Here is a 23073-nt window from a genome sequence, read left to right as displayed (position 1 = left end):
TATAAACACCAAAACCAAGTTTTGATCTAGCTACTTCTATTCTGCGACATACTCACTTTTTAAAACTCATTTAGTTATAACAAAATTCAATTAAGAATAAAGCTTTCTCTATATGAATTTATAAAAAAGACATTCCTGAGAATGCCTTTATAATTTATGAAGTTTTTGAAACCTGAATTTGACGATGCTCTGAATGCAGATAATCATCGGATTGCATTTCTAATAAACGTGAACGTGTTCGTTCAATTTCAAATGCTAATTTTTGACCTTCATAAAGATCAATAATTGAATCTTCTGAAGTTAAAAGTAATTTCACACCACGATCATAAAACTCATCCACTAAATAAATAAAGCGACGGGTTCCTTCTGAGAGAAAATCAGTTAAATGCGGCACGTTACTTACCAGTACCGTGTTGTAAATATTAGCAATTTCAATGAAATCAGCTGGACTACGTGGTTTAAAACATAACTCAGAGAATTCACACCATAATACATCTTCTGTATGCCCAAGCGTTTCTACAATACGATTGTTAATCATGATAGGTGTATTAAAGAGCGTTTGTGTCTGTGTCAGCGCTTGAAAACGCTCATACATCCATGATTGAGCATCATTACTCAATGGATGTTTGAATAATTGAGCCTGCTTCAAAACACGCAAACGATAATCAACACCAGCATCTACATTCAGAACCGTACAGTTTTTTTGAACCAATTCAATTGTAGGAAGAAAACGGTCACGATGGATACCATTTTTATAGAGACCTTCTGGTGCAATATTAGACGTTGCAATCAACGTGACGCCACGTTCAAATAACTTTTGAAATAAATCACTAATAATCATTGCATCGGTCACATTTGATACAAAAAACTCATCAAAACAAATGACAACCGCATTTTTATAAATCTGATCAGCAACAGAATCTAATGGATTACGTTGACCTGAAAGCTTATTCAATTCTTTATGGACATGTTGCATAAAATGGTGAAAATGCATGCGTGTTTTGCGGCGAAATGGAACTGACTCATAAAATTGATCCATCAACCATGTTTTCCCACGTCCTACACCACCCCACATATAAACACCTTTTGGGTAGGTTTGACGACGGAAACGTCTAAACGCTTTCTTTGAGGCTTTATAACGAGTAAGCAACTCTTTCCATACTCGATCTAACTCTTGCACTGCCTGAGCTTGAGCTTCATCTGGCATAAATTGACCTGATTCGATTGCTTGAGCATAACGCTCCGCAGGTGAGATCGGCATAAATGAAGTGCTATGTGAGTCTGGTTTAGAATTTAACATAAGGTGTTATTACAATTTTAATTGGTGAAAATTATATCGAACATTAAGTCCAAAGGCATTAGATTTTAGGCTTAATTATCATGGAGTTTAAACATCATAATGTACCATTTTTTAATCATTTTAATGATTACGATTATATTGTCTTGGACTTTGACCAAACCATCGTTTAAACGCATGATTAAATGCAGCAGGTTCAGAATAACCTAACATTTCCGCAACTTGCTCAATTGAATACGCACTATTTTCAATAAACTTTAATGCTTTATGCTTAATGAGCCTTTCGCGTATTTCCTTATAACTTGTTTGCATTTGCTGCAATTTATGTCTTAGAGTCCTCTCAGGAATCTTTAATGCACATGCTGTTTCAGACATGGTAGGTATTACACCATTTTGCATTTCAAGATATTCCTCGACATATTCTAAAATGGTCAACTTTGCACGGCTACTTCGCTCTAATTTATTCAGATCTTGTAGGCATTTTTCTTCATAGACACGGTAAGTAAGAACATCAGCAGATGGTATTTTTATATTTAAAATGTCAGTATTTTCTGGAATAAAAGAGGCATGCTGACATTCAAATTTTACATCCTGACCATAATAGTCTTGATAAGCCATTATTAATTCTAATTCTTTAGGTGCTTTAAAAGGTAATTCAATACGAATATTAGGGATTTCAAGCCCCATCATTTTAAAAATATCTTGTAAGAACTTATAAGTTCCTGAGATTTCAGATTGAGCACGAAATAATCCTAAATGTGTATTTAAATCAATTGGTTGATAATGAAAATGGATGTAATCTTTTTTAATATTTAGTTGTAATGAACCAAACAGATGTGTCAATTGCTGAAATCGCACACCATTTAACAGAGCTTTATGTAAAGTATCGCTTGTAACAAGCAGCATCAAGAATGGGCCATACCCTGCAAGCGCATAATGTTGACCAATGATTAAGCCTTGTTCAGGAGAAATATCTTGACTAATATACTGTAAAATATCCCATTCAATTTCATCTGGAATAATTGAACTCGGATCTAAAGCTTCGGCTTGTATTCCCATGTCTGCTAAACGAGCATCAACATCAATGCCCACATGACGCATGCCTTGAATTAAATACATCAATCCGAGGATAGATCTCTTCATAATTCCGAATGTAATTCCCAAAACTTTAACGTTGTACTATAAAAATACGAATAAATGAATTGCCGAAATGATCAAGTTTTGCGTCTATACAATCATATTTAATCTCTACAAAACCTTTAAACTTGCATAAAATTTAGATGTGTAGGGCATGGACTATGCGTGATGTACCCCAAAATGCTATTCAAAAAACTAAAGTTGCAATTATTGGTGCAGGTTTTGGTGGTTTAGCAATGTCTATTCGACTATTACAAAGTCAAATGAATGATTTTGTAATTTTAGAAAAAACCAATGACGTTGGTGGCACATGGCGTGAAAATCAATACCCGGGTGCTGCCTGTGATGTTCAATCACACATGTATTCACTTTCGTTTGCTCCCAAAACAGATTGGTCAAAACGTTACGCTGAAGCTGATGAAATTTTTGAATATATCCAAGATATTACTCAACAATATAGATTAAAAGATTATTGCAAATTCAATCATGAAGTTACTCATGCTGAGTTTGATGAAAATCGTAATGTTTGGTTATTAGATTTTAAAGATCAACCATCCATTGAAGCTCAATTTGTTATTTTTGCTTCTGGTCCCCTACACGTTCCGCAAATTCCTCACTTAAAAGGAATTGAAAAGTTTAAAGGTAAAGTCTTCCATTCTTCACAATGGGATCATCAATACAGCTTAGAAGGTAAATCTGTTGCTTCTATTGGTACTGGTGGTAGTGCAATTCAATATATCCCCGAGATTGCACAAGAAGTGAAACAGCTTTATGTATTCCAACGTACTGCCGCATGGGTCATTCCACGTGATGAACGTAAATATTCACAATTAAGCAAATCTTTATTTAAAGCTTCAAATATTTATCGTCAAATTCATCGTACTCGTTTGTATTGGAGCAACGAATCACGTGTCGTACCTATCGTACAACCACAGATCATGAAATATGGTCAAAAGCTTGCAGAAGCATTTATCCGCTTTCAAGTCAAAGACAAAGAGCTCGCTAAAAAACTTACACCAGACTTCGTTATGGGTTGTAAGCGTATTTTGATTTCAAATAAGTACTTCCCAACGTTCAACCGTAAAAATGTTGAATTAATTACTGATAGCGTTCAGGAAATTACAGCTAACGGCATTATTACCAAAGACGGTAAAGAACGCCAAATTGACTGCTTGATTTATGGTACGGGATTCATTACTGACCCACGTATTTACTTAAAGCATTTCGATTGTGTTGGTCGTAATGGAATCGAACTTAAGCAAGCTTGGAAAGATGGTGCAGAAAGCTACTATGGTGTTAGTACGAAAAACTTCCCTAACCTATTCCAACTCTTAGGTCCAAATACGATTTTAGGTCATAACTCTATTATTTTTATGATTGAATCTCAAGTGAATTATATTTTGCAATTGATTCAAACCGTAGATAAAACAGGTTCTCAAGCTGTTGAGATTAAACAACAGGTACAAGATCAATTTAATAATCGTGTGCAGGAACAACTCAAAGGAACAGTTTGGCAAGCAGGTGGATGCAGTAGTTGGTATCAAGCAGCCGATGGTAAAAACTTCTCATTATGGCCAACATATACTTGGAAATATTGGTTAGAAACACGTAAAGTAAATGTCGCTGACTATAATTTTATTCATACAGCAACAAATGCAAAAAACAATGCAGCCTAACCAATAATTCTTCATAATAAGCAGGTTATTCGTAACCTGCTTTTTTTTATGCAATCTTTTGTTCTTATCTTCCAAATTTTTATCGCAATAAGCTTAGGCTATTTTCTCGCCCGAAAACTATCACAGCGAATTAAACAATTTGTATTTAAAATTTTACCCTATTTTTCTTATTTATTATTAATGAGTGTTGCATTTGAACTGACTCAAGCTTTGAATCATATCTCAGATCCAGCAGCAATATTACCACCTGCATTATTAATTGCATTTACTACATCAGTTGGTTCTTTCTTTATCTGTCTGATTACTTACAAACTGATTGATCGTCAAAGCATACAAGGAAAAATTTCATTACACCTCTTTATCAATGCACTCAATAATATCGCTAAAGCATTTCTAGCATTAGGTTTAGGGATTTTACTTGGAATACTAGTCACTCAATCTAATCTACAAATTGCATTTAATAGTTGGTATTTATTACTCATATTTATCTTTTTGATTGGCATTGAGCTTGCTTTTACGCAATTTGATCGTAGTTGGTTAAGTTGGAAAGTACTATTGGTTCCCGCCGCAGCCTTTGTTGGTTCATGCTTAGCAGCAATCGTGAATTATTTAATTTTATCTAATCACTTTAACTTAAATGAAATAATGGCTTTAGCTCAGGGATATGGATGGTACTCAATGTCTGGCATTCTATTCACTGAATTACATTCAGCACGACTTGGTGGCATTGCCTTATTAACCGACCTCTTCAGAGAAATTTTCGCCATTCTTCTTATGTATTGTCTAGGCTGGCGTTTTCCACGTTCAGCGATTTCAAGTGCTGGAGCAACCTCAATGGATGTCACCCTTGCAATGGTTAAACAGTCATGTGGCACGCATTACGTACCACATGCAATGATGAGCGGATTAATTTTATCGCTTCTTGCGCCTTTATTAATCAGCCTATTCTTAAATCTCAAGTTCTAAGGTATTTATAAACTAAATAAACTTAGATAGACGCCAAAATTGACTTCAACATTTCTGTTGGACGTTCAGCCTTTGTAATCGGCCGACCAATCACTAAATGCGTCGAACCATCAAGCATAGCTTGTTTAGGTGTAACGATACGTTTTTGGTCATCTGCATTTGACCCTTCTGGACGAATGCCTGGGGTAACTAATGCAAAATCAGCATTCAACATTTCACGAAGAATCTTAGCTTCTTGTGCTGAGCAAACTACGCCATCCAAACCACTTTCTTGAGTCAATTTAGCTAAACGTTTGACATGCTCTACTGGCTCGATGTCTAAACCAATATCACGTAGATCTTCACGCCCCATAGAAGTTAACACAGTAACTGCAATTAGTTGTGTTTGATAATTGCCTGCTTTGAGTCTTTCAACACAAGTTTCCATCATTTTTCGACCGCCAGACGCATGAACATTGACCATCCACACACCTAGATCTGCCGCAGCACAAACAGCTTGAGCAGTTGTATTCGGAATATCATGAAATTTTAAATCAAGGAAAACTTCAAAGCCTTTATCTTGTAAAGTTTTAACAACACTTGGACCTTCATGAGTAAAAAGTTCCTTGCCCACTTTGACACGACATAAAGCAGGATCAAGCTGATCCACAATCGTTAAAGCGTCATATTCGCTTTTTGCATCTAGTGCAACAATGATACTCAAGAGCGTTTCTTCCCAGTTGATTCAAAGTCGCTATTATAAATAGGTTTTAATTTAAGTGTAAAATTTCATTCAACACATTTTTACTTCTTACATTTAAGTTGCAACAACAAAACTAAAACATACCAAATAGTAAAATTTGATTAAATTTTAATCATAAAATAAATTAAAAACGAATAAGGTTAAAAATGAAAACGATTAAAACTGCAATAGGCATAAAAAGGCATCAATTTAGTCACCATCATTTTTTAAGATTTTGAAAAATCGAGAAATACCCATACAACAGCGCTTAAAATTCTTGCCCAATCTTGCTCACTTTATAATGAGCTTTGCGGGTTTAAATAAATATGTACTGCCCTTTAATTTTCCGCAGAATGAATATCAAGAGGCAATCAATGTTCACTGTAAAGAAGATGCTAATCATTAGCCTTGGTATTTGCATGACCTAAAAACACTCGAACTCAACAATAAACAAAAACTTACCAACACCCTTAGATTTATTTGGTGTGATGACATGTCACCTAGCCGTAAACTATCTTACGAATTAATAGGCTTGGTCTCGAATCAAACGTTTTTGAAAACATGCCTATAACGCGAGAAATGAATGAAACTGCATTAATCGTAGTAGAAAAAGTTTTAATGGTTTTAATCAATTTATGGATCAGCTTGAATTGAACTTGAAAAATGAAATTAAAATTAATTAAGTGTTTTTTAATCAAAAACTAAAAGGGCTACTTCAATTGTGAAATAGCCATTTTCAATACTAAATAGCAATTCAACTATTAGATCTTATCATTCGGATAAACATCTAAAACAGTTTTTTCATGTCTTACGCTTGCAGCAGCTTCTGCGGCTGCTTGCTGAGCAAGTTGGATCTGCTCTTTTCTGAGGTGGTCAATATCTTTACGTAATCGTTTAATTTCCCAATTCGTTTGGAAAACACGAAATACTTGAACACCTAGAAGCAAACCGACCACGACACCTAATGCCAAAGTCAATAAAAGCAATAAACCTAAACGCATTGCAGGAACTTGAGTAAACAATAGGTTTACTTCTAATTCTGCTGGATTTTGTAAAACTAGAGCAAGTGAATAACCAAAAATGGCGATGAGTAATGCTATAAGAATATAACGCATGAACACCTCAATTTTTTATTAATCAAAAGTCTCGTTTACTGCATCACGAAGTGCTTTACCTGGTTTGAAATGCGGTACAGCTTTTGCTGCAACATCAACTGATTTACCAGTTTTAGGATTACGCCCTAAACGTGGCTCACGATGATGTAATGCAAAACTGCCAAAACCACGAATCTCAATACGATCGCCACTCGAAAGTGCTTCAATCATTTGATCAATCATAATTTTAACTGCATCTTCGACCAACGGTTCTGCCAAATGAGGGTTTTTAAGGGCAATCCGTTCAATCAAATCAGATTTGTTAAGTGCGTCAGTAGTCATCGTTGACCTCTTTAATTATTGCTACTTTTCAATATTTTAATAATAACCTGTTTAAATACAAAACGGTAGCGCAGTACATCGATACTACGCTACCGTTTGCAGTATTTTTGTATAAAAAGGTACATCTCTGTTACAAGAAATGTACCTTTTAACAAATTACTTCATTTGAGCTTTAATCAAATCACCAATAGTCTTAGGACCATTAGCTTCTGAAACTTGAGCTGCTGCTGCTTGACGAGCATTGTTCACAGCTTCTTTCTCTTCAGCTTCGTCTTTCGCTTTGATAGACAAGTTGATAGAGCGAGATTTACGATCAACGTTGATGATCTTCGCTTCAACTTCTTGACCAACTTCTAAGAATTTAGTTGCATCTTCAACGCGGTCACGGTTGATTTCAGAAGCTTTAAGCGTTGCTTCGATGTCATCAGCTAATTTAACTGTAGCACCTTTAGCATCAACAGCAGTTACAGTACCTTTAACTAAAGCACCGCGCTCGTTCGCAGCTAAGAAATCATTGAATGGATCGCTGTTTAATTGCTTGATACCAAGGCTGATACGGTTACCTTCAGCGTCTACAGATAAGATAACTGCTTCAACTGTGTCACCTTTCTTGTAACGACGGATAGCTTCTTCGCCTTGTTCGTTCCAAGAAATGTCAGATAAATGTACTAAACCGTCGATACCACCAGATAAACCGATGAAGATACCGAAATCAGTGATTGACTTGATCGTACCAGAAACTTTTTCGCCTTTTTCATTTGCTTTAGCAAACTCTTCCCATGGGTTAGCACGAGTTTGTTTGATACCCAATGAAATACGACGACGTTCTTCGTCAACTTCAAGAACCATAACATCAACTTCGTCACCGATCTGAACAACTTTAGATGGGTGGATGTTTTTGTTTGTGTGGTCCATTTCTGAAACGTGTACTAAGCCTTCAACGCCTTCAGCGATTTCTGCAAAGCAACCGTAGTCAGTTAAGTTAGTTACACGTGCTTTAACGATAGAACCTTTAGGGTAACGGCTCATGATCGCTAACCATGGATCTTCGCCTAATTGCTTAAGACCTAAAGATACGCGGTTACGCTCGCGGTCAAATTTAAGTACTTTAACAGTAACTTCTTGACCAACTTCAACAACTTCTGAAGGGTGCTTGATACGCTTCCAAGCCATATCTGTGATATGTAGAAGACCATCGATACCGCCAAGGTCAACGAACGCGCCGTAATCAGTAAGGTTCTTGATAGTACCTGTAACTGTTTGACCTTCTTCAAGTTGAGCAAGTAATGCTTCACGGTCAGCTGAAGATTCAGCTTCCATAACTGCACGACGAGAAACTACAACGTTGTTACGCTTAGCATCAAGTTTGATTACTTTGAACTCTAACTCTTTACCTTCAAGGTGAGTTGTGTCACGGATAGGACGAGTGTCAACTAAAGAACCTGGTAAGAATGCACGTACAGGACCAATGTCAACAGTGAAACCACCTTTAACCTTACCAGAGATAACACCAGTAACGATTTCGCCGTCTTCAAAGATTTTCTCAAGTTTAGTCCAAGTTTCAGCACGTTTCGCTTTTTCACGTGATAAAACTGTTTGACCCATACCGTTGTCAAGCGCTTCAACAACTACGTCAACAGTATCGCCAACTTGAACTTCAAGTTCACGTTGTTCATTTAAAAATTCAGCACGGTCAACTACGCCTTCAGATTTAAGGCCAGTGTCAACAGTAACCCAGTCAGAATCGATACTAACAACAGTACCTTGGATGACTGCACCCTTTTCAACGTTGAGGTTTAATTCACTTTCTTCAAAGAGGGCTGCAAAAGATTCGGTCATGATATACCTGATAAAGTCCGCGGTCTTGGATCAGACAAGGCCGGTTTAGTTAAGTTGTTACATTGTCCAAAAAATCTGATCAAGCAATGCTTCAACTGAAAATAAAATGGTCTATCTATTGAATACGGCTATCGATATAGTTCACCATTAACTGAAATACTTCATTGATGCCTATTGTAGAACTATCAATGATATACGCGTCTTCAGCTGGCTTGAGCGGAGCAACAGCTCGCTCCATATCTCTTTTATCTCTAGCCTGTATGTTAAATAAAATGTCGCTTATTTTAGCATCAAGACCCATACCCTGCAACTGTTTTACTCTACGCTCTGCTCGAGATTCAGCCGATGCTGTTAAGTATATTTTAGCTTGAGCCTCTGGAAAAATTGATGTCGCCATATCTCGTCCATCAGCTACCAAACCAGGGGCTTGAATAAATGCACGTTGGCGCGCAAATAATGCTTTTCTTAATTCAGGAACAGTTGCAACTTTAGAGGCATATTCTCCGACCTGTTCAGTACGAATGGTATTTGTGACATCTACACCTTCTAGTAAAACAAGAGTCGCAGCCTCAGTCGTTTTAAATTCAATATCTAAATTCGTTGCGTATTCAACGCATTGACCTAAATTAGAGTCGATTTGATCAAGTAAGCCACGTTGAAACAATGACAGCCCGAGTAACCGATATAAAGCACCAGAGTCTAATAGATTAAAACCATAATAAGCAGCTATTTTGGCTGCCAAGGTCCCTTTACCAGAACCACTAGGACCATCAATCGTAATAATATGAACTGTCATTCCCGTCTCTTATGAAGCAACTGACTTCGCTAACTTTGAAAAACCTAGTGTAATCGCTGCTTTGAGTTGTGCAAGAACTAATTTACTTACAAAAGGCGCTTTTGCTGTAAATTCAATCTTGTAAGTCACTAAAGTAATAAACGGTGTGATTTCTTTAAAATCAATTTGCCCGAGATGGTGTTTAACCAAAGGATTATTAATCAATTTATATTCAATACGTTTATTCTCTTCTAGTAATGTGATTTCTTCTTGAAGAGGCTTGATTGGTCCAAAGCCCATACGGCGAATTGAACCGATTCCATCTGGACGCTGAGGATCAGCAGAATCTTTTACACGTACAACTTGTAAAGGAGCAAATGCTTTACTATAAGTTGCGTGCTTTGACAATAAGTCAAAAACTTCAGAAATTGGTGCGTTGAATTCTTTTTGTATGGTGATTGCGTTACGCATAACTTTGCCTTTTTGATTTAGCTAAAATCTTCGGAGGCATAGTTTGCCACAACTAATGAGACATTTTTAATCATTTAAGGACGTTTTTAATAGCCGAGTTTTCTTTTTTTCTTCTCGTCTTTGTTTAAAAAATTCACTTAATTGCAATGAACATTCAGCTTGCATACAACCTTGTTCAAATACGAATTTATGATTGTAATAGCCATTTTCTAATAATTGTCGAGCACTGACCAACGAACCAGCCTTAGGCTCTGTCGTAGCAAACACTACTTTTTTGACACGAGCATGAATGAGTGCGCCAACACACATCGTACAAGGTTCAAGCGTCACATATAATATAGCATCATCTGGTAAACGATAATTATTCAATGATTGACAAGCTGCACGTAAAGCTTGAATTTCAGCATGGGCGGTAGGATCAGATTGTTTAATTGGTGCATTATAACCAGCACCAATAACTTTCTCTTGACTCACTATCACCGCTCCAACAGGAATTTCACCCTGCGAAGCAGCTAATGCAGCTTGCTCATAAGCAAGCTGCATCCAATATTCATCATTAAAGTTTTCTGAAGTTGTGACGTCTATACTCATCGATTTTAAGCAATAACACCATATTGTCTTAATAAAGCATTCCAACTATCAATTGTAGTTACTGGAGCACAATCACATAAAATATCTTTCAATGTAATCTTTTCCGCTGCTTTCCATTCTGGTGATAAGTCTTTATCAACTAAACGTGCACGGACACCCTCAACAAAATCTGGATGGCGGATTTTCCAATCAGAGATTTGTGATTCTAGTGCAAAAACTTCATCCCAAGCATGTCCTTGCTTACCCCATTGCCATAGCAACCATGTAATCGCAGCAGTACTTGGAGAACCTTTTTGCAGATTCTCACTTGCCTGACGTAACCAATCACTACTTGCATCACTCAAACCAATAATCGCTTGATAGTCATACTCAAAACTTTGACCACGACATACGCTATGAATCACATCGATTGAATTTTGTAACGGACCTGATGATACAGGGCGATGTAGACTATTTAAAGTATCATCGATTGCACGGAAAGTACCCGCAGGATAATGATTCCAATCCACATTCAAAACTTTTTGAAGAACATTATCTCGCTGTGCTTCACAAATATGAGTTGCCCAACCAATGCTAAAAGCACCAGCTGAAGTCATGATTGAACCCGTTAAACCTGTAAACAGCCCAATTTGACCACGATCTGCAAGGAAACGACTCCCCCCTACATCAGGATAGAGGCCAATATTGATTTCAGGCATTGCAAGACGTGAATAAGGTGTAACTAGACGAAATGGCGCAGCCATGAATAGGCCTAAACCACCACCCATGACATAACCTTCACCCCAAACTACAATTGGCTTAGCATAGTTATGAAGCAATAAATCAAGCGCATATTCTTGTTCAAAAAACTTATTTGCCGTATCTACTTCATTATTAATGACAAGTTGACGGAGTTTACGAACATCACCACCTGCGCAAAATGCTTTCGGTGTGGTTGAATCAAACCAAATTGCTTTAACACTGTCATCTTCATGAAAATATTCAAATACTTTCAATAAAGCGCTCACAATTGACTCATCAAGTGCATGTAAAGATTTTGGTCGGTTTAAACGAACAATACGCCAACCATTTTTAGCGTTTTCGATGATTAAATCTGGGTGATAACTATTTAAATCGGGAGAATTCATTATGCGTCCAGTTGCCAGTCTATTGGCTCAATGCCATGTTGTTTCAAATAATGATTTGTTTTAGAAAATACTTTACAGCCAAAAAAACCACCTCGGTTTGCAGCAAGTGGTGATGGATGAGCTGCTGTTAACACTAGATGTTTATTTCGATCAATGCGCTGTCCTTTACGTTGTGCATAAGCACCCCATAAGATAAACACAACATGCTCACGCTGTTCATTTAACACATCAATTACAGCATCAGTAAATTCTTCCCAGCCTTGCTTTTGATGAGAAGTTGGCTGTCCTGCTTCAACAGTGAGTACACTGTTTAATAGCAATACCCCTTGAGCAGCCCATTTACTTAAATCCCCATGACGTGAAATCGGCACTGTGAGATCAGTATGTAATTCATGAAAAATATTACGCAAAGATGGTGGTAATGCAACCCCTCTTTGTACAGAAAAGCTTAGACCATTGGCTTGATTAGGGCCATGATATGGATCTTGACCCAATATCACGACTTTTACATCCTGTAACGGGGTTGTATTCAATGCATTGAAAATTTGCTTGCTAGGTGGATAAATCGTTTTCTGAGCAAGGATTTGTTGCTGTAGAAACTCTCTTAAATGATCCATTTTCTGACTGAGTAGAAATTCTGACAAAGAGATTTTCCATGACTCATCCAACTGAACTTTATTAAGTTTTTCCTGCTGCTGTTCAGTAAATTGCATCAACATTCCTTGAAATAACGACCCCAACATTTAAATCTTGCTGACTTAAATGTTAACTTGTAACTCTACATTTGGATTTTGGAATTTAATTCCATTTTTCAGATTTTCATACATTTGAGGATCACTCCACTCCACTTGTACTTGCTCTGAAAAAATAATTTGGTCTAGGCTAAGTAAACCCATTTGCTCATTTTCAATATCTTCTAAAAAACTTTGTGCGTAACCTGTATCAGTTTCATGCACGATCACTGAATAGACCTCAACATCACCCTCACCATTCTGTGTTGTGGTTGAAGCGAGCACCTGTTGCGCTAGATAAAAGAAAATCCTTGAAAACTGTTCAGCTGATGGTGAAACTGGCAAGGCAACCCAACGTGCACTAAAAGTTTTACACGCTTGAATATATTCAGGATCATCTTTTTGCCAATAACAAATTGCGTGATCAAAACTGTCAAAAAGCTCTTTAATCACACCTTTTAATAGACCAAAATCATAGACCATTTGCCCATGATCTAATTTTGAGGCTTTTAACAGTAATTCAACTTTATAACTATGCCCGTGAATCGAACGCTTACAGCGATCTGATGAACAATTACGTACAATATGAGCATTTTCAAACTTAAATAATTTACGAATTAACATGCACCAAGCTGATCTATATCTGCAAACAGATTTTATTATAAAGCAAAAAAATCATCGGTGGGATTGATTTTAAGCCTTGTGACTATTCAATAATCCAATCTATACAAAGACTAGAATGGTGCAAGACTTCTTGAATACACAATCACTTGTTTATCTTTTCTCATCATTAAGCTGTTAAATTGGCGCTTACGCTCATTTAGCATCACTTCAATTTGAGCCGTAAAATAATTTGACTTACTATCTAATAAAGATGCGGCATCCGTTTTACTCTGTTCATCTATCCCAGAAAAAGCACTTAATTTCCATAAATCATCTACATTATTAAAATGCGTTAACTCAGTTTCCTTGATTTTTAATTGTTGTTCGATAGCTTTGACATCTACTTTAGGATCAATACTAGCTAATAGTAATGCAGGTGCTGTATTCATATTCACCTTAGTCTGTTCAGGTAATGCCGTGACATAAGGTTTGATCAAATCGTAGTTTTTGCCTTCAAAACCTCGTACAAGTTTTAATTCTTCTATACTATGAAACTTGGTATTCGGCGTTAAATATGCAGGATCTAGTCCTTGGTAATAGCTACTCTCCGCACCCATTGCGCCAGTCACTTCATCATTTGTGTCTTGCCAATCAATCACAGCTTGACTGAGTTCAGCAGGCAGACCTACACGTTGCAATAACTTTTCAAACCAACGTCGAGCAGAATCATCAACTTGATTGCCATCAGCCTTAACCAAATTATTTAGATTAAACTTTCCTGACTCATCTAGTAGTTTTCCTGAGACTGATCCATCTTCTACGGGAAATGATGGCATCGGTTTTGCCCAGTTTTCCTGTAAATGATCAATACTACTACCATTATCGCTATCTTGAATGAGTAACTCTGAAAAAAAAGCTTCTGCACTTTTTGCATACAATAACGATTGATCCTGACGCATCAAATAGCCCGTATTTTCAGCGGTATTGGTTTGTCGTTTTGCAATTGTTGCAGCCAAAATCGTTGCTAAAGCAACCATGACTAAAATCGTTAATAAAGCTACGCCACGCTGAGATGAATAGTTTTTCATGGTGGTGAGTTATTTCCCAACAATTGATTTGCATTCAGTAGACTATAAATCCACTCGTAATCCGTGCCTGCAACACTAAGCTGTATTTTTATGCCTAATGGTAATTTTTTTAACTCATTAATATTATTAGGATCACCAATATTTTCAGGCCATTGTGTCAGTTCCTGTGGATTCATCACGATTACTTTAAATTGATCTACATTTTCTAATAAGGTACTTGAGATGGGTTGTACCCGATTTGGAATATTTAGATTTGAATATTTGAGTCGATAAACTTTTTTCTGTGTTGAATCGTAGCGATATTCAATACGTTCATAAGGTGACAAACCTTGTTTCAACGGATCGGACACCCCTGCTTTACTAAACATAAAACCACGATCATTTAGCACCAAAGCGGCTTGTAATTGTCGACCATCATTTGCCGTTAATGGAATAATTTGCAGGCTATCTCTTAGAATCTGCTGATAGGCATCTTGTAACGCAAATAAATGTGTTTCATGCTCTGCATTACGATCTTTGACTTTTAATAAATAATCAAAAACTTTCCAACCAAGCATTGAAAGTACGGCAAAAATAGCAATTGCAACCAGCAATTCAACAAGGGTAAAACCCTTTTTAATTTTCATCATGTTCTAGCTTTTGCTGGATAATTAAAAAACACCATATTGGTGATGCCCGCTTCAACTTTACCTTGCTCAGTATTAAATAAACTTACTTGTAATTCGATACGTTGTATTTTGGGGCTAATTGTAGCCTGTGCTTTTTTATCAATCTGCCAAGTCTCGCCTTGAGAAGTCACCTGTTTCGATTGCGTTCCATCCAACCATTCTTGATTCATTTCCATCATTGCAATTTCATTCATTGCAACGAACTGTGCTTTTGTTCGCAAAATCGCACTCGATGTAGATTGTGTATATTGCATGGCAATTTTTGTTAATGCAATTGCAGCGACAGCAAATATCGCTAAAGCAACCATTACTTCCAACAGGGTAAATGCTTTAATCTTCTTCATTTATTTTACCCAAATGATCTATTTGAAACTCATGTCCAATTGGCTGTTGCTCATAATAAAATTGAATACGGACAGGCTTAACTTCACCATTGCCAAACCATATGAGTTGCGGTGCTTTACCACCTAATAAGTCCTCATTTCTCGCTTTTCGATATTCTTCAGCATTTAAAGTTTGAATACTAAAAGATACGCTAGTCGGTAGCTCTCGAAGTTTAAACTCTTTATACGGCTGCCACGTCCGATCAGCTTGCTGAATTTGCTCATGGCTCTGATCATGATACTCAAACAAATTATAGCGAAATGGTGCAACGTCAGTCGCATTTTGAGTATTTAAGGCAAAAACTTTAGCTTGATCCGTTGATTCTTTATTAATCTTTTTTAAATCAAGTATAAACATTTCTCTGGCTTGCATCGCTCGACGTTGATCTACACCACCAATATTCAGAACAACCAAAGATGTCATAATCGTCATGATTACAATCACCACCATGATCTCAATGAGGGTAAAACCTTGTTGTAATCTATGTGGTGATTTCATTTTATTTATCAGCCATTCGCTAAATATTCAATTTGTTTTGGCAAACCTAAAGCTTGATCAATATAAGCCACACGTAAACTATCACGTGAACCTAAATAACGCTGATAAAAGCTAGAATTCAGAATAACTGCTGCACCATAAGTCAGAGACCAAATCGAAGCCAAATAATCACGCGTTGTCATCGTGCTATTTATATCTAATAAATAACTTTCTGTCATACGAATGATAATACGTAAACGTTGACGACGAACTTTATACAATTCACTAAATAATAACTGAATACCTTGACCCGTCGTAGAGAGGCGTTCTTCAATTTGATGAAATAAAGCAGTACGTTCAGGATGATGTAAATGGTGTAGCATGAAAAAAGCTAGATGCTCAGGGAAAGCTTTCTCTGTATCCTGAATCATTTCAAGCAGCATTCGTTCATTACGAATAATCAGCAACATATACAATTCATCTTTGCTCTGAAAGTGCTTATATAATGTGCCTTTAGCAAGATCTAATTCCGCCGCTAAAGCGTCCAAAGTCATGCCTGCTTCACCATTTTCTAATAGGAGTTGCTCAGCGATCTGAAAAATTAAGGCTTCTCGTGCTCTAAACTGAGCTTGGCGATCCATTTTCACGTGATAACTCTCTTTGCTAATACAACTAAACCGTTTACTTCAAACGAAGAAGATTCTCAAAATTCTGTGTGGTAATCATACCTATTTCTTCAACTGACTTGTTATATACATCCGCTAACGCCTTTGCAACATAAGGCACATATTTAGGCTCATTGGTTTTACCCCGATAAGGCATAGGTGCTAAATATGGGCTATCCGTTTCAATTAACAACCGATCAAGCGGCACTTGTTTAGCTACATCACGTAATTCTTGTGCATTTTTGAATGAAACAATACCAGAAAAAGAAATATAGTAACCACAATCTAAAACAGCCTTCGCTGTTTCCCAATCTTCGGTGAAACAATGCAAAATACCATGTGTGGACTGCTCTGCTCTTATAATATCGACGGTATCGTGTTTGGCTGATCGTGTATGCACAACCACAGGTTTTTTTACAATTTTTGATGCATGAATATGACGGGCAAAACATCGTTTCTGTTCTGCAATAAAATTTGTACTGTGATAATAATCTAAACCTGTTTCCCCTAATGCCCATACCTTATCAGACTGTGCTAGCTCTACGAGGTAGTCTGTTGTTGCTCGTGCCATAATATGATCATCCTCGCATGGATGAACACCTACAGAATAACCCACGTCATCATGTCGAGAGGCGATTTCAGCCAATTTAATATGATCATCTAAATCAACTGAGATGCCCATAAATTTTGAAACACCTGCAAGGCGAGCTTGGGCAAGCGCTTGATCTAAACTCCCATCGTAAGGACTTAGATCTAACATCGTTAAATGACAATGGGTATCAACAAACACGCTTATTTCCTATCAACTTACATCGTAAAACTTGGACGATCCATCGCTTTTGAACCAGCCAACAATCTCTCAGCCTCATTTTTGTAATACACACCTTTTTCACCAGCAAGCTGAATTGCAAAACCTTGTGGTTTAAAATGTGTTTGTTTATGCGAAATCCAAATCACCTTACCCGTTAATGGGATTTTTTGTGACTGCTCTGGTAAAGTCGCTAAAACAAAAACTTCCTGTCCCATTTTTACGGCTTGTTTCGTGGAAACAAATAAACCGCCACCTTGCACAAAAGGCATATAACTTGATTGCAAAGTTGCTTTATCAGGAATATTGACCTGTATAATTCCGCCCATCATTTGTGGTTGCATAACATTCCCCTGTCAAATACAAATAGTTTGAAATATCTATATTTTCATAGCATTAGTAAATTTTTAAGCATATTTACATGCCTCTCAAATTCAATATTTTCTACCGTCAATTTAAAAAACTATAATTACTGCTATTTTAATTATAGGAAACAATCCGACAAACAACAAATAATGTTTGAGGAAAACTGTTCGAAAACAAACAAAAAATGGTTTTTATTTAAACAAATATAGCCTTCGATGAATCACGATTTCAGAGGTGATCACCATAACGAAAGCAAATGCTTTTTGGCTATTACAAAATCAAGCATTCAATCAACATAAAAGATTTTAATACCCTATCTAAACCACATGCATCAATTGAATAAACAACTGATCTAATACCAACTGTGTTTGTACATTTTGCTCAACCATCAATTTTTTCTGTTGCAGGTCAGAATAAATTTGAAATAAGCTTTCCAAGTCATAAAGCTGTGCAAGCTGTGTTAAATCTAAGTCTTTATTTCTCAAAGATTGATTTAATTTTATAGCGACTAAATCAGCCAACAAATATTCAAACATTGTCATAAATTCAGAGAAACTCAACTCTTTCGACCACTTGCTTGAATAACTTAAAGGCATATTTTTTTCTGAGACCAACTTAAACCAATCTTTCAAGAATAAATCTCTTTTATGCAACCAATCGCTCTGATTAATTTCAACGGCAGTCAATGGCATGCCATTTGCGAGATTAAGCAACAAATCAATGTGTTCAGCTGAAATATTCGCTATTTGCTGCTGAATAAAGTTTTGTGCATCTTGGGTATCTAGACGGTCTAAAGCGAAATGCTGCAAACGGCTTCGAATCGTTGCTGGTAATTTCAAGTAATGATCCGCCAATAGAATCAGAATAACCCTTTCTCCAGGTTCCTCTAAAGTCTTTAGCAATGCATTTGCGGATGCTATATTCAAAGCCTCCGCTGGCTCAATCACAACGACTCGCCATCCATCACCAGTCTGTTGAACAAATGGTAATAAATCACGAATCTTTTCGATTTTTATCTTGGCATTTTGCTTTTTATTTTCTTCATCTGTGGTGATATGGACATAGCGAGGATGTGTATTAGACTTCAACCAAAGACAACTTGTACATTCACCACAAGCTTGTTCGGCTTGTTTGTTTAAACATAATACCCATGCCACAAAACGCTCAGTAAATTGATATTTCGCGCAGCCATGTTTACCATAAAAAAGTAAACCATGACCTATATCGGGAAAACGCGTTGTCAACAACGCCCATGTCTGCTTGTGCCAAGGATAAACGGTTGTTGACTGCATACTCATCATAATTATTCAAATAAACTTACTGGTAGCGCATTTAAACGCTCTAGATCAGCTTGTGTATCTACACCCGGAGGCAGATTGGCTTCAGCAATATCGATCGCAATACGATGACCATTTTCTAATACGCGTAATTGTTCAAGACTTTCTGATTTTTCAAGATCGCCTTGTTCCCATGACACATATTCTTGCAACAATTTAACACGATATGCATATAAACCCAGATGACGAAAAGCACGATCATGCAGCTTTGGCTGCTGTAATTTTGCACCATCACGATCATAAGGAATAGTTGCTCGACTAAAATATAATGCTTCTTTACGATTACTCATCACGACTTTGACGATACTATCGCGCTGGAATTCATCTAATGCGTGAATAGGCTCGCATAAAGTAGACATTGAGCAATGCGGTTGATCAACTAAAAGCTGAGTAACTTGTTGAACCAATTGAGCAGGAAGTAATGGTTCATCACCCTGTACATTGACAATAATATCGTTTTCTGCCCAGCCTTTTAGACGAGCAACTTCACTCAAACGATCTGTGCCTGACGGATGATCGGCACTGGTTAAAACCACATCAATTCCTTCCGAACGACACACTTCTGCAATACGCTCATCATCAGTCGCAACACATAAATCATCAAAACCTGCAACTTTCTTCGCTTGATCTACCACACGCAAAATCATTGGACGACCATGAATAAGCAAAAGTGGTTTTGCAGGTAAACGTGAACTCGCAAAACGAGCAGGAATGACAATATGTTTCATGTTAGAACTCTAAGAAAATTGGATACCGACTTGTTGCAATTGTTGTTTCAATAAATCATAACAGTCTGCAGATAAAACCGCTTCAACAGGCACAACCCAAATCGGAATATTAAATTCTGGGTATTGTTTCAATAAAACCTTAAGCTTTACCGCATCTTTTTCTGTGGTAATAATTGCATCTTGATTATTGAAGGTGAGATCATCGATCTGATAATCATAATGATCAGCAAACTCATGTGTTTGATATTGCTTCACATTCAATTGATTTAAAGTTTGATAAAATCGTTGTGGGAAGCCAATACCAACAACCACATTAAAATACTGATTTGGATCAAACACATTTAAATCTTTATTTAAATTTAACAGATATGGCTGACCAATCGCTAAATGCATATTCCTTTGTGATTGGGCAATTTTAGTATGTTCAATGACCGTACTTCTATTTAGGCGTGATTTAGGCTCACGTAGATACCCTTCAGGCAGCAACTTTTCATTCCCCAAACCACGATTTTGATCTAGAACAATCCATTCAATTTGACGTGCTAATGCCCAATGCTGCAAACCATCATCGCTAATAATTAAATCGAGTTTTTCAGATTTCAATAATAATTCAATTGATGCTTGACGATTTGGCCCAACCGCCATGGGTACATGAGTAGATTGAACGATTAGGCACGGCTCATCACCAGCAATATCTGGTTCAGACAAAGCATTCACCAAAACTGGAAAAGGTCCTTTGCCACCATATCCTCGACTAATTACACCAACACGAACACCTTGTTGCTGTAAATATTTAACGAGCTGAATTAATAAAGGTGTTTTCCCACTTCCTCCAACCGTAATATTACCAATAATCATCACAGGAATTGGGGCTGTGTATTTTTTCTTAAGACCAACCTTATATAAGGTTTTATTTAATTCAAAAACTAAGCGATACAATAATGATAAAGGACGCAACACAATCAACCACGACGCTTTTGTATTCCAAGCATCTTGTACGTGTTGCGCAATAGACATTATTAATTTTCCTCAAAATTACGTTGATGCAATTGATAATACACGCCATGTTTATCTAGCAACTCAGTATGTGTACCCTGCTCGATAATTTGTCCTTTGTCCATTACCACAATAAGATCTGCATTTTCAACTGTAGATAAACGGTGCGCAATCACTATCGTCGTACGACCTTGCATCGCTTCATCAAAAGCTTGTTGGATGAAGTATTCAGACTCATTATCAAGCGCACTGGTTGCTTCATCTAAGATTAAGATTGGAGAATCTTTTAAGATTGCTCTGGCAATCGCAATACGTTGACGCTGACCGCCTGAAAGATTCAAACCTTGCGCACCAAGTATTGTGTCGTAACCCTGTGGCAAATTCATAATAAAGTCATGCGCATAGGCAGCTTTTGCAGCTGCAATAACCTGTTCATCACTTGAGTCTTGAAGCTGACCATAAGCAATATTGTCACGCACAGAACGATTGAATAGTACAACCTGTTGATTGACTGTCGCAATTTGTGAGCGAAGATAAGAAAGCTCTATCTCTTGTACAGGAATATCATCAAAATAAATTTGCCCTTCACTTAATTCTTGAAAACGCGGCAACATATTTACTAATGAGGTTTTCCCTGCACCAGATCGACCAACCAAAGCAATGGTCTGACCTGCTTCAATATCTAGACAAAAATCCTTAATTGCATGTGTACCATCTGTATAACGCAGATTAGCATGATCAAATTTAATATTGCCTTTCAAAACCGGCTTAAGCTGACCATTATTTTCTTCTTCTGGCATGTCAAGCAGTTCAAATACCGAATGCGCTGCTGCCAAACCACGCTGAAGTTTCTCATTAATATCAGTTAAATTCTTCACTGGTTTAGAGATCAGACCTGCCGCAGTAATGTAGGAAACAAACTCTCCTGCTGAGGTGTCACCTAAAACCTGTGGGCGAAGCGCTAACCATAAAATAATTGCCATTGCCATAGACAATAGTAATTGTATGATCGGGCTATTAATATTCTGCACCACAACCATTTTTAGGCCACGACGAAGGTTTTCCTCAGAAGATTTGTAAAAACGTTGCTGCTCAAAAACCTCACCCGTAAAACTCTTAACCACCGAGTTTCCATTAATCGTTTCTTGTACCACATGGTTCACATCGCCCATCGTGTTTTGCACTTGAATTGACAACTTACGCATTTTCTTAGATGCGATTCTGACCAATATCCCAATGAAAGGCATGAAAACCACGATACATAGAGTCAAACGCCAGTTGGTATAGAGTAAATAACTCAACAAACCAATAACAATTAAACCATCTTTAACTAATGTTTGTAGAGATTCAGATGATGCTGCTGTGAGTTGTTCGACGTTATACATCAATTTTGCACTGATATGACCTGCACTGTTATCAAGATAATATTGCGCAGGTAAGCGCAGTAATTTAGCATAAACTTCTTGACGAATACTAAATACCAAACTACGTGAAATAACTGCTGAAAAGTATCCACCTAAGAACAAACCAAGGCCACGGAAAAACATAAGTAAGACAATTAAGGCCGGGAACCAATCTAAATTTTCGCGACTACCATTTTGGATTGCATCAATAATATATTTCAATAACTTTGCGACAGAAACCTCTGTCGCAGCGTTGATTCCAAAACCAAGTAAGACAAATAAGGCAACGCCCCAATAAGATTTTAAATATGATATTAAACGGACATAAACCTTAAAATCCTGATTCACTCAGTAAAACCTCTAGTTGGAACTTTGGTGCTAATATTGACATTAACAAAGCCGAGTTGACCTGCCACATCCATTACACGAATCACATCTTCATGTTTTGCTTTTGCATCAGCTGCAATAATAAACATAAAATCACGACGATCCTGTGCAGCCTGTTTAATCGCAGTACTGAGATCGGCACTATCTTTGGTCGATAATGCTTGACCATTCACAGAATAATGTCCCGTGGAGTCTACCATGATTTCAATTTTGTGATCGAATTGTTTAGGTGGAACACCTTGAGCATCTGGTAAAGTAAGATTTATACGGCTTTGCTGACTAAATGTGGTAGATAATAATAAAAACACCAAAATGAATAACATACAGTCAATCATTGGCGTCAAATTGATATGAATATCTTCAACTTGAGAACGTTTAAATTTCATAATGTCACCT

26 protein-coding genes are annotated in these 23073 nt (G+C 37.0%); 2 read left to right on the top strand and 24 right to left on the bottom strand.

The window, feature by feature from the left end; genetic code table 11:
- Positions 1-154: 154 nt before the first annotated feature.
- Both zapE and CDG55_RS08190 read right to left on the bottom strand, forming a co-directional pair.
- A complete protein-coding gene (zapE, locus tag CDG55_RS08195) occupies positions 155-1300 on the bottom strand; it encodes a cell division protein ZapE (protein ID WP_005159962.1) in 1146 nt (381 codons plus the stop codon).
- 120 nt (positions 1301-1420) lie between these two features.
- Positions 1421-2440 carry a helix-turn-helix transcriptional regulator gene (locus tag CDG55_RS08190; protein ID WP_087535837.1) on the bottom strand — a complete coding sequence of 340 codons (1020 nt, stop codon included), beginning with the start codon at positions 2438-2440 and terminating at the stop codon, positions 1421-1423.
- A 155-nt stretch (positions 2441-2595) separates the two neighbouring features.
- On the opposite strand from CDG55_RS08190, the gene CDG55_RS08185 reads away from it, so the two are divergent.
- Together CDG55_RS08185 and CDG55_RS08180 are read left to right on the top strand one after the other, a co-directional pair.
- Positions 2596-4110, top strand: coding sequence for a flavin-containing monooxygenase (locus CDG55_RS08185; RefSeq protein ID WP_087535838.1), 1515 nt, complete (start codon positions 2596-2598; stop codon positions 4108-4110).
- A 48-nt stretch (positions 4111-4158) separates the two neighbouring features.
- Complete coding sequence (locus tag CDG55_RS08180; RefSeq protein WP_087535839.1) at positions 4159-5076, top strand: lysine exporter LysO family protein; 918 nt, start codon at positions 4159-4161, stop codon at positions 5074-5076.
- 22 nt (positions 5077-5098) lie between these two features.
- Here the strand turns inward: CDG55_RS08180 and pyrF are convergent, their stop codons facing one another.
- The 22 genes from pyrF to CDG55_RS08065 form a co-directional block, all read right to left on the bottom strand.
- Positions 5099-5779, bottom strand: coding sequence for an orotidine-5'-phosphate decarboxylase (pyrF, locus tag CDG55_RS08175; protein WP_005159948.1), 681 nt, complete (start codon positions 5777-5779; stop codon positions 5099-5101).
- A gap of 779 nt (positions 5780-6558) precedes the next feature.
- Complete coding sequence (locus tag CDG55_RS08165) at positions 6559-6912, bottom strand: lipopolysaccharide assembly protein LapA domain-containing protein (protein ID WP_005159942.1); 354 nt, start codon at positions 6910-6912, stop codon at positions 6559-6561.
- 18 nt (positions 6913-6930) lie between these two features.
- Positions 6931-7233: an integration host factor subunit beta gene (locus CDG55_RS08160; RefSeq protein ID WP_005159938.1), complete on the bottom strand. Its 303-nt coding sequence runs from the start codon at positions 7231-7233 to the stop codon at positions 6931-6933.
- A gap of 156 nt (positions 7234-7389) precedes the next feature.
- Positions 7390-9072, bottom strand: a complete 1683-nt coding sequence (gene rpsA / locus CDG55_RS08155; RefSeq protein WP_005159935.1) for a 30S ribosomal protein S1 — start codon at positions 9070-9072, stop codon at positions 7390-7392.
- 115 nt (positions 9073-9187) lie between these two features.
- Positions 9188-9868, bottom strand: a complete 681-nt coding sequence (gene cmk, locus CDG55_RS08150) for a (d)CMP kinase (RefSeq protein WP_087535840.1) — start codon at positions 9866-9868, stop codon at positions 9188-9190.
- A gap of 9 nt (positions 9869-9877) precedes the next feature.
- Entirely contained in the window at positions 9878-10318 is a 441-nt protein-coding gene (locus tag CDG55_RS08145; protein ID WP_005159930.1) for an SRPBCC family protein, read from the bottom strand.
- A gap of 66 nt (positions 10319-10384) precedes the next feature.
- Positions 10385-10909 (bottom strand): tRNA adenosine(34) deaminase TadA, encoded by a 525-nt coding sequence (gene tadA / locus CDG55_RS08140; protein ID WP_005159927.1) that lies wholly within the window; start codon positions 10907-10909, stop codon positions 10385-10387.
- Positions 10910-10914: 5 nt separating this feature from the next.
- Positions 10915-12039 (bottom strand): enoyl-CoA hydratase/isomerase family protein, encoded by a 1125-nt coding sequence (locus CDG55_RS08135; RefSeq protein WP_171287548.1) that lies wholly within the window; start codon positions 12037-12039, stop codon positions 10915-10917.
- Complete coding sequence (gene ung, locus CDG55_RS08130) at positions 12036-12749, bottom strand: uracil-DNA glycosylase (protein ID WP_050040245.1); 714 nt, start codon at positions 12747-12749, stop codon at positions 12036-12038. Before ung ends, CDG55_RS08135 begins: the two co-directional genes overlap by 4 nt.
- 45 nt (positions 12750-12794) lie before the next feature.
- Positions 12795-13391 (bottom strand): 6-pyruvoyl trahydropterin synthase family protein, encoded by a 597-nt coding sequence (locus tag CDG55_RS08125; RefSeq protein ID WP_087535842.1) that lies wholly within the window; start codon positions 13389-13391, stop codon positions 12795-12797.
- 110 nt (positions 13392-13501) lie between these two features.
- A complete protein-coding gene (gene gspK, locus CDG55_RS08120; RefSeq protein WP_087535843.1) occupies positions 13502-14458 on the bottom strand; it encodes a type II secretion system minor pseudopilin GspK in 957 nt (318 codons plus the stop codon).
- Positions 14455-15084: a type II secretion system minor pseudopilin GspJ gene (gene gspJ, locus CDG55_RS08115; protein ID WP_042862502.1), complete on the bottom strand. Its 630-nt coding sequence runs from the start codon at positions 15082-15084 to the stop codon at positions 14455-14457. The genes gspK and gspJ overlap by 4 nt, the downstream gene beginning before the upstream one ends.
- Positions 15084-15470 carry a type II secretion system minor pseudopilin GspI gene (gene gspI / locus CDG55_RS08110; protein WP_087535844.1) on the bottom strand — a complete coding sequence of 129 codons (387 nt, stop codon included), beginning with the start codon at positions 15468-15470 and terminating at the stop codon, positions 15084-15086. The genes gspJ and gspI overlap by 1 nt, the downstream gene beginning before the upstream one ends.
- The gene (locus CDG55_RS08105; RefSeq protein ID WP_087535845.1) at positions 15457-16008 is read right to left on the bottom strand and encodes a prepilin-type N-terminal cleavage/methylation domain-containing protein; all 552 of its coding nucleotides are present in this window, start codon (positions 16006-16008) and stop codon (positions 15457-15459) included. Before CDG55_RS08105 ends, gspI begins: the two co-directional genes overlap by 14 nt.
- Positions 16009-16016: 8 nt before the next feature.
- Entirely contained in the window at positions 16017-16628 is a 612-nt protein-coding gene (locus tag CDG55_RS08100; RefSeq protein WP_034601445.1) for a TetR/AcrR family transcriptional regulator, read from the bottom strand.
- 40 nt (positions 16629-16668) lie between these two features.
- Positions 16669-17442, bottom strand: coding sequence for a TatD family hydrolase (locus tag CDG55_RS08095; protein ID WP_087535846.1), 774 nt, complete (start codon positions 17440-17442; stop codon positions 16669-16671).
- A gap of 17 nt (positions 17443-17459) precedes the next feature.
- Complete coding sequence (locus CDG55_RS08090) at positions 17460-17804, bottom strand: PilZ domain-containing protein (protein ID WP_005159897.1); 345 nt, start codon at positions 17802-17804, stop codon at positions 17460-17462.
- Between the two features lie 339 nt (positions 17805-18143).
- Positions 18144-19127, bottom strand: coding sequence for a DNA polymerase III subunit delta' (locus CDG55_RS08085; RefSeq protein ID WP_087535847.1), 984 nt, complete (start codon positions 19125-19127; stop codon positions 18144-18146).
- A gap of 2 nt (positions 19128-19129) precedes the next feature.
- On the bottom strand, positions 19130-19891 hold the full coding sequence (gene kdsB / locus CDG55_RS08080) for a 3-deoxy-manno-octulosonate cytidylyltransferase (protein WP_087535848.1): 762 nt from the start codon (positions 19889-19891) through the stop codon (positions 19130-19132).
- 9 nt (positions 19892-19900) lie between these two features.
- Positions 19901-20908, bottom strand: a complete 1008-nt coding sequence (lpxK, locus tag CDG55_RS08075; RefSeq protein ID WP_087535849.1) for a tetraacyldisaccharide 4'-kinase — start codon at positions 20906-20908, stop codon at positions 19901-19903.
- Between the two features lie 2 nt (positions 20909-20910).
- Positions 20911-22638: a lipid A export permease/ATP-binding protein MsbA gene (msbA, locus tag CDG55_RS08070; RefSeq protein ID WP_087535850.1), complete on the bottom strand. Its 1728-nt coding sequence runs from the start codon at positions 22636-22638 to the stop codon at positions 20911-20913.
- On the bottom strand, positions 22635-23063 hold the full coding sequence (locus CDG55_RS08065) for an ExbD/TolR family protein (protein ID WP_005159883.1): 429 nt from the start codon (positions 23061-23063) through the stop codon (positions 22635-22637). Before CDG55_RS08065 ends, msbA begins: the two co-directional genes overlap by 4 nt.
- Between the last annotated feature and the right edge of the window lie 10 nt (positions 23064-23073).

It is taken from the genome of Acinetobacter sp. WCHA45 (assembly GCF_002165255.2).
GTDB lineage: Bacteria > Pseudomonadota > Gammaproteobacteria > Pseudomonadales > Moraxellaceae > Acinetobacter.
Note: the sequence above shows the minus strand (reverse complement) of the source record. Positions and strands in the feature narration are given on the sequence as shown.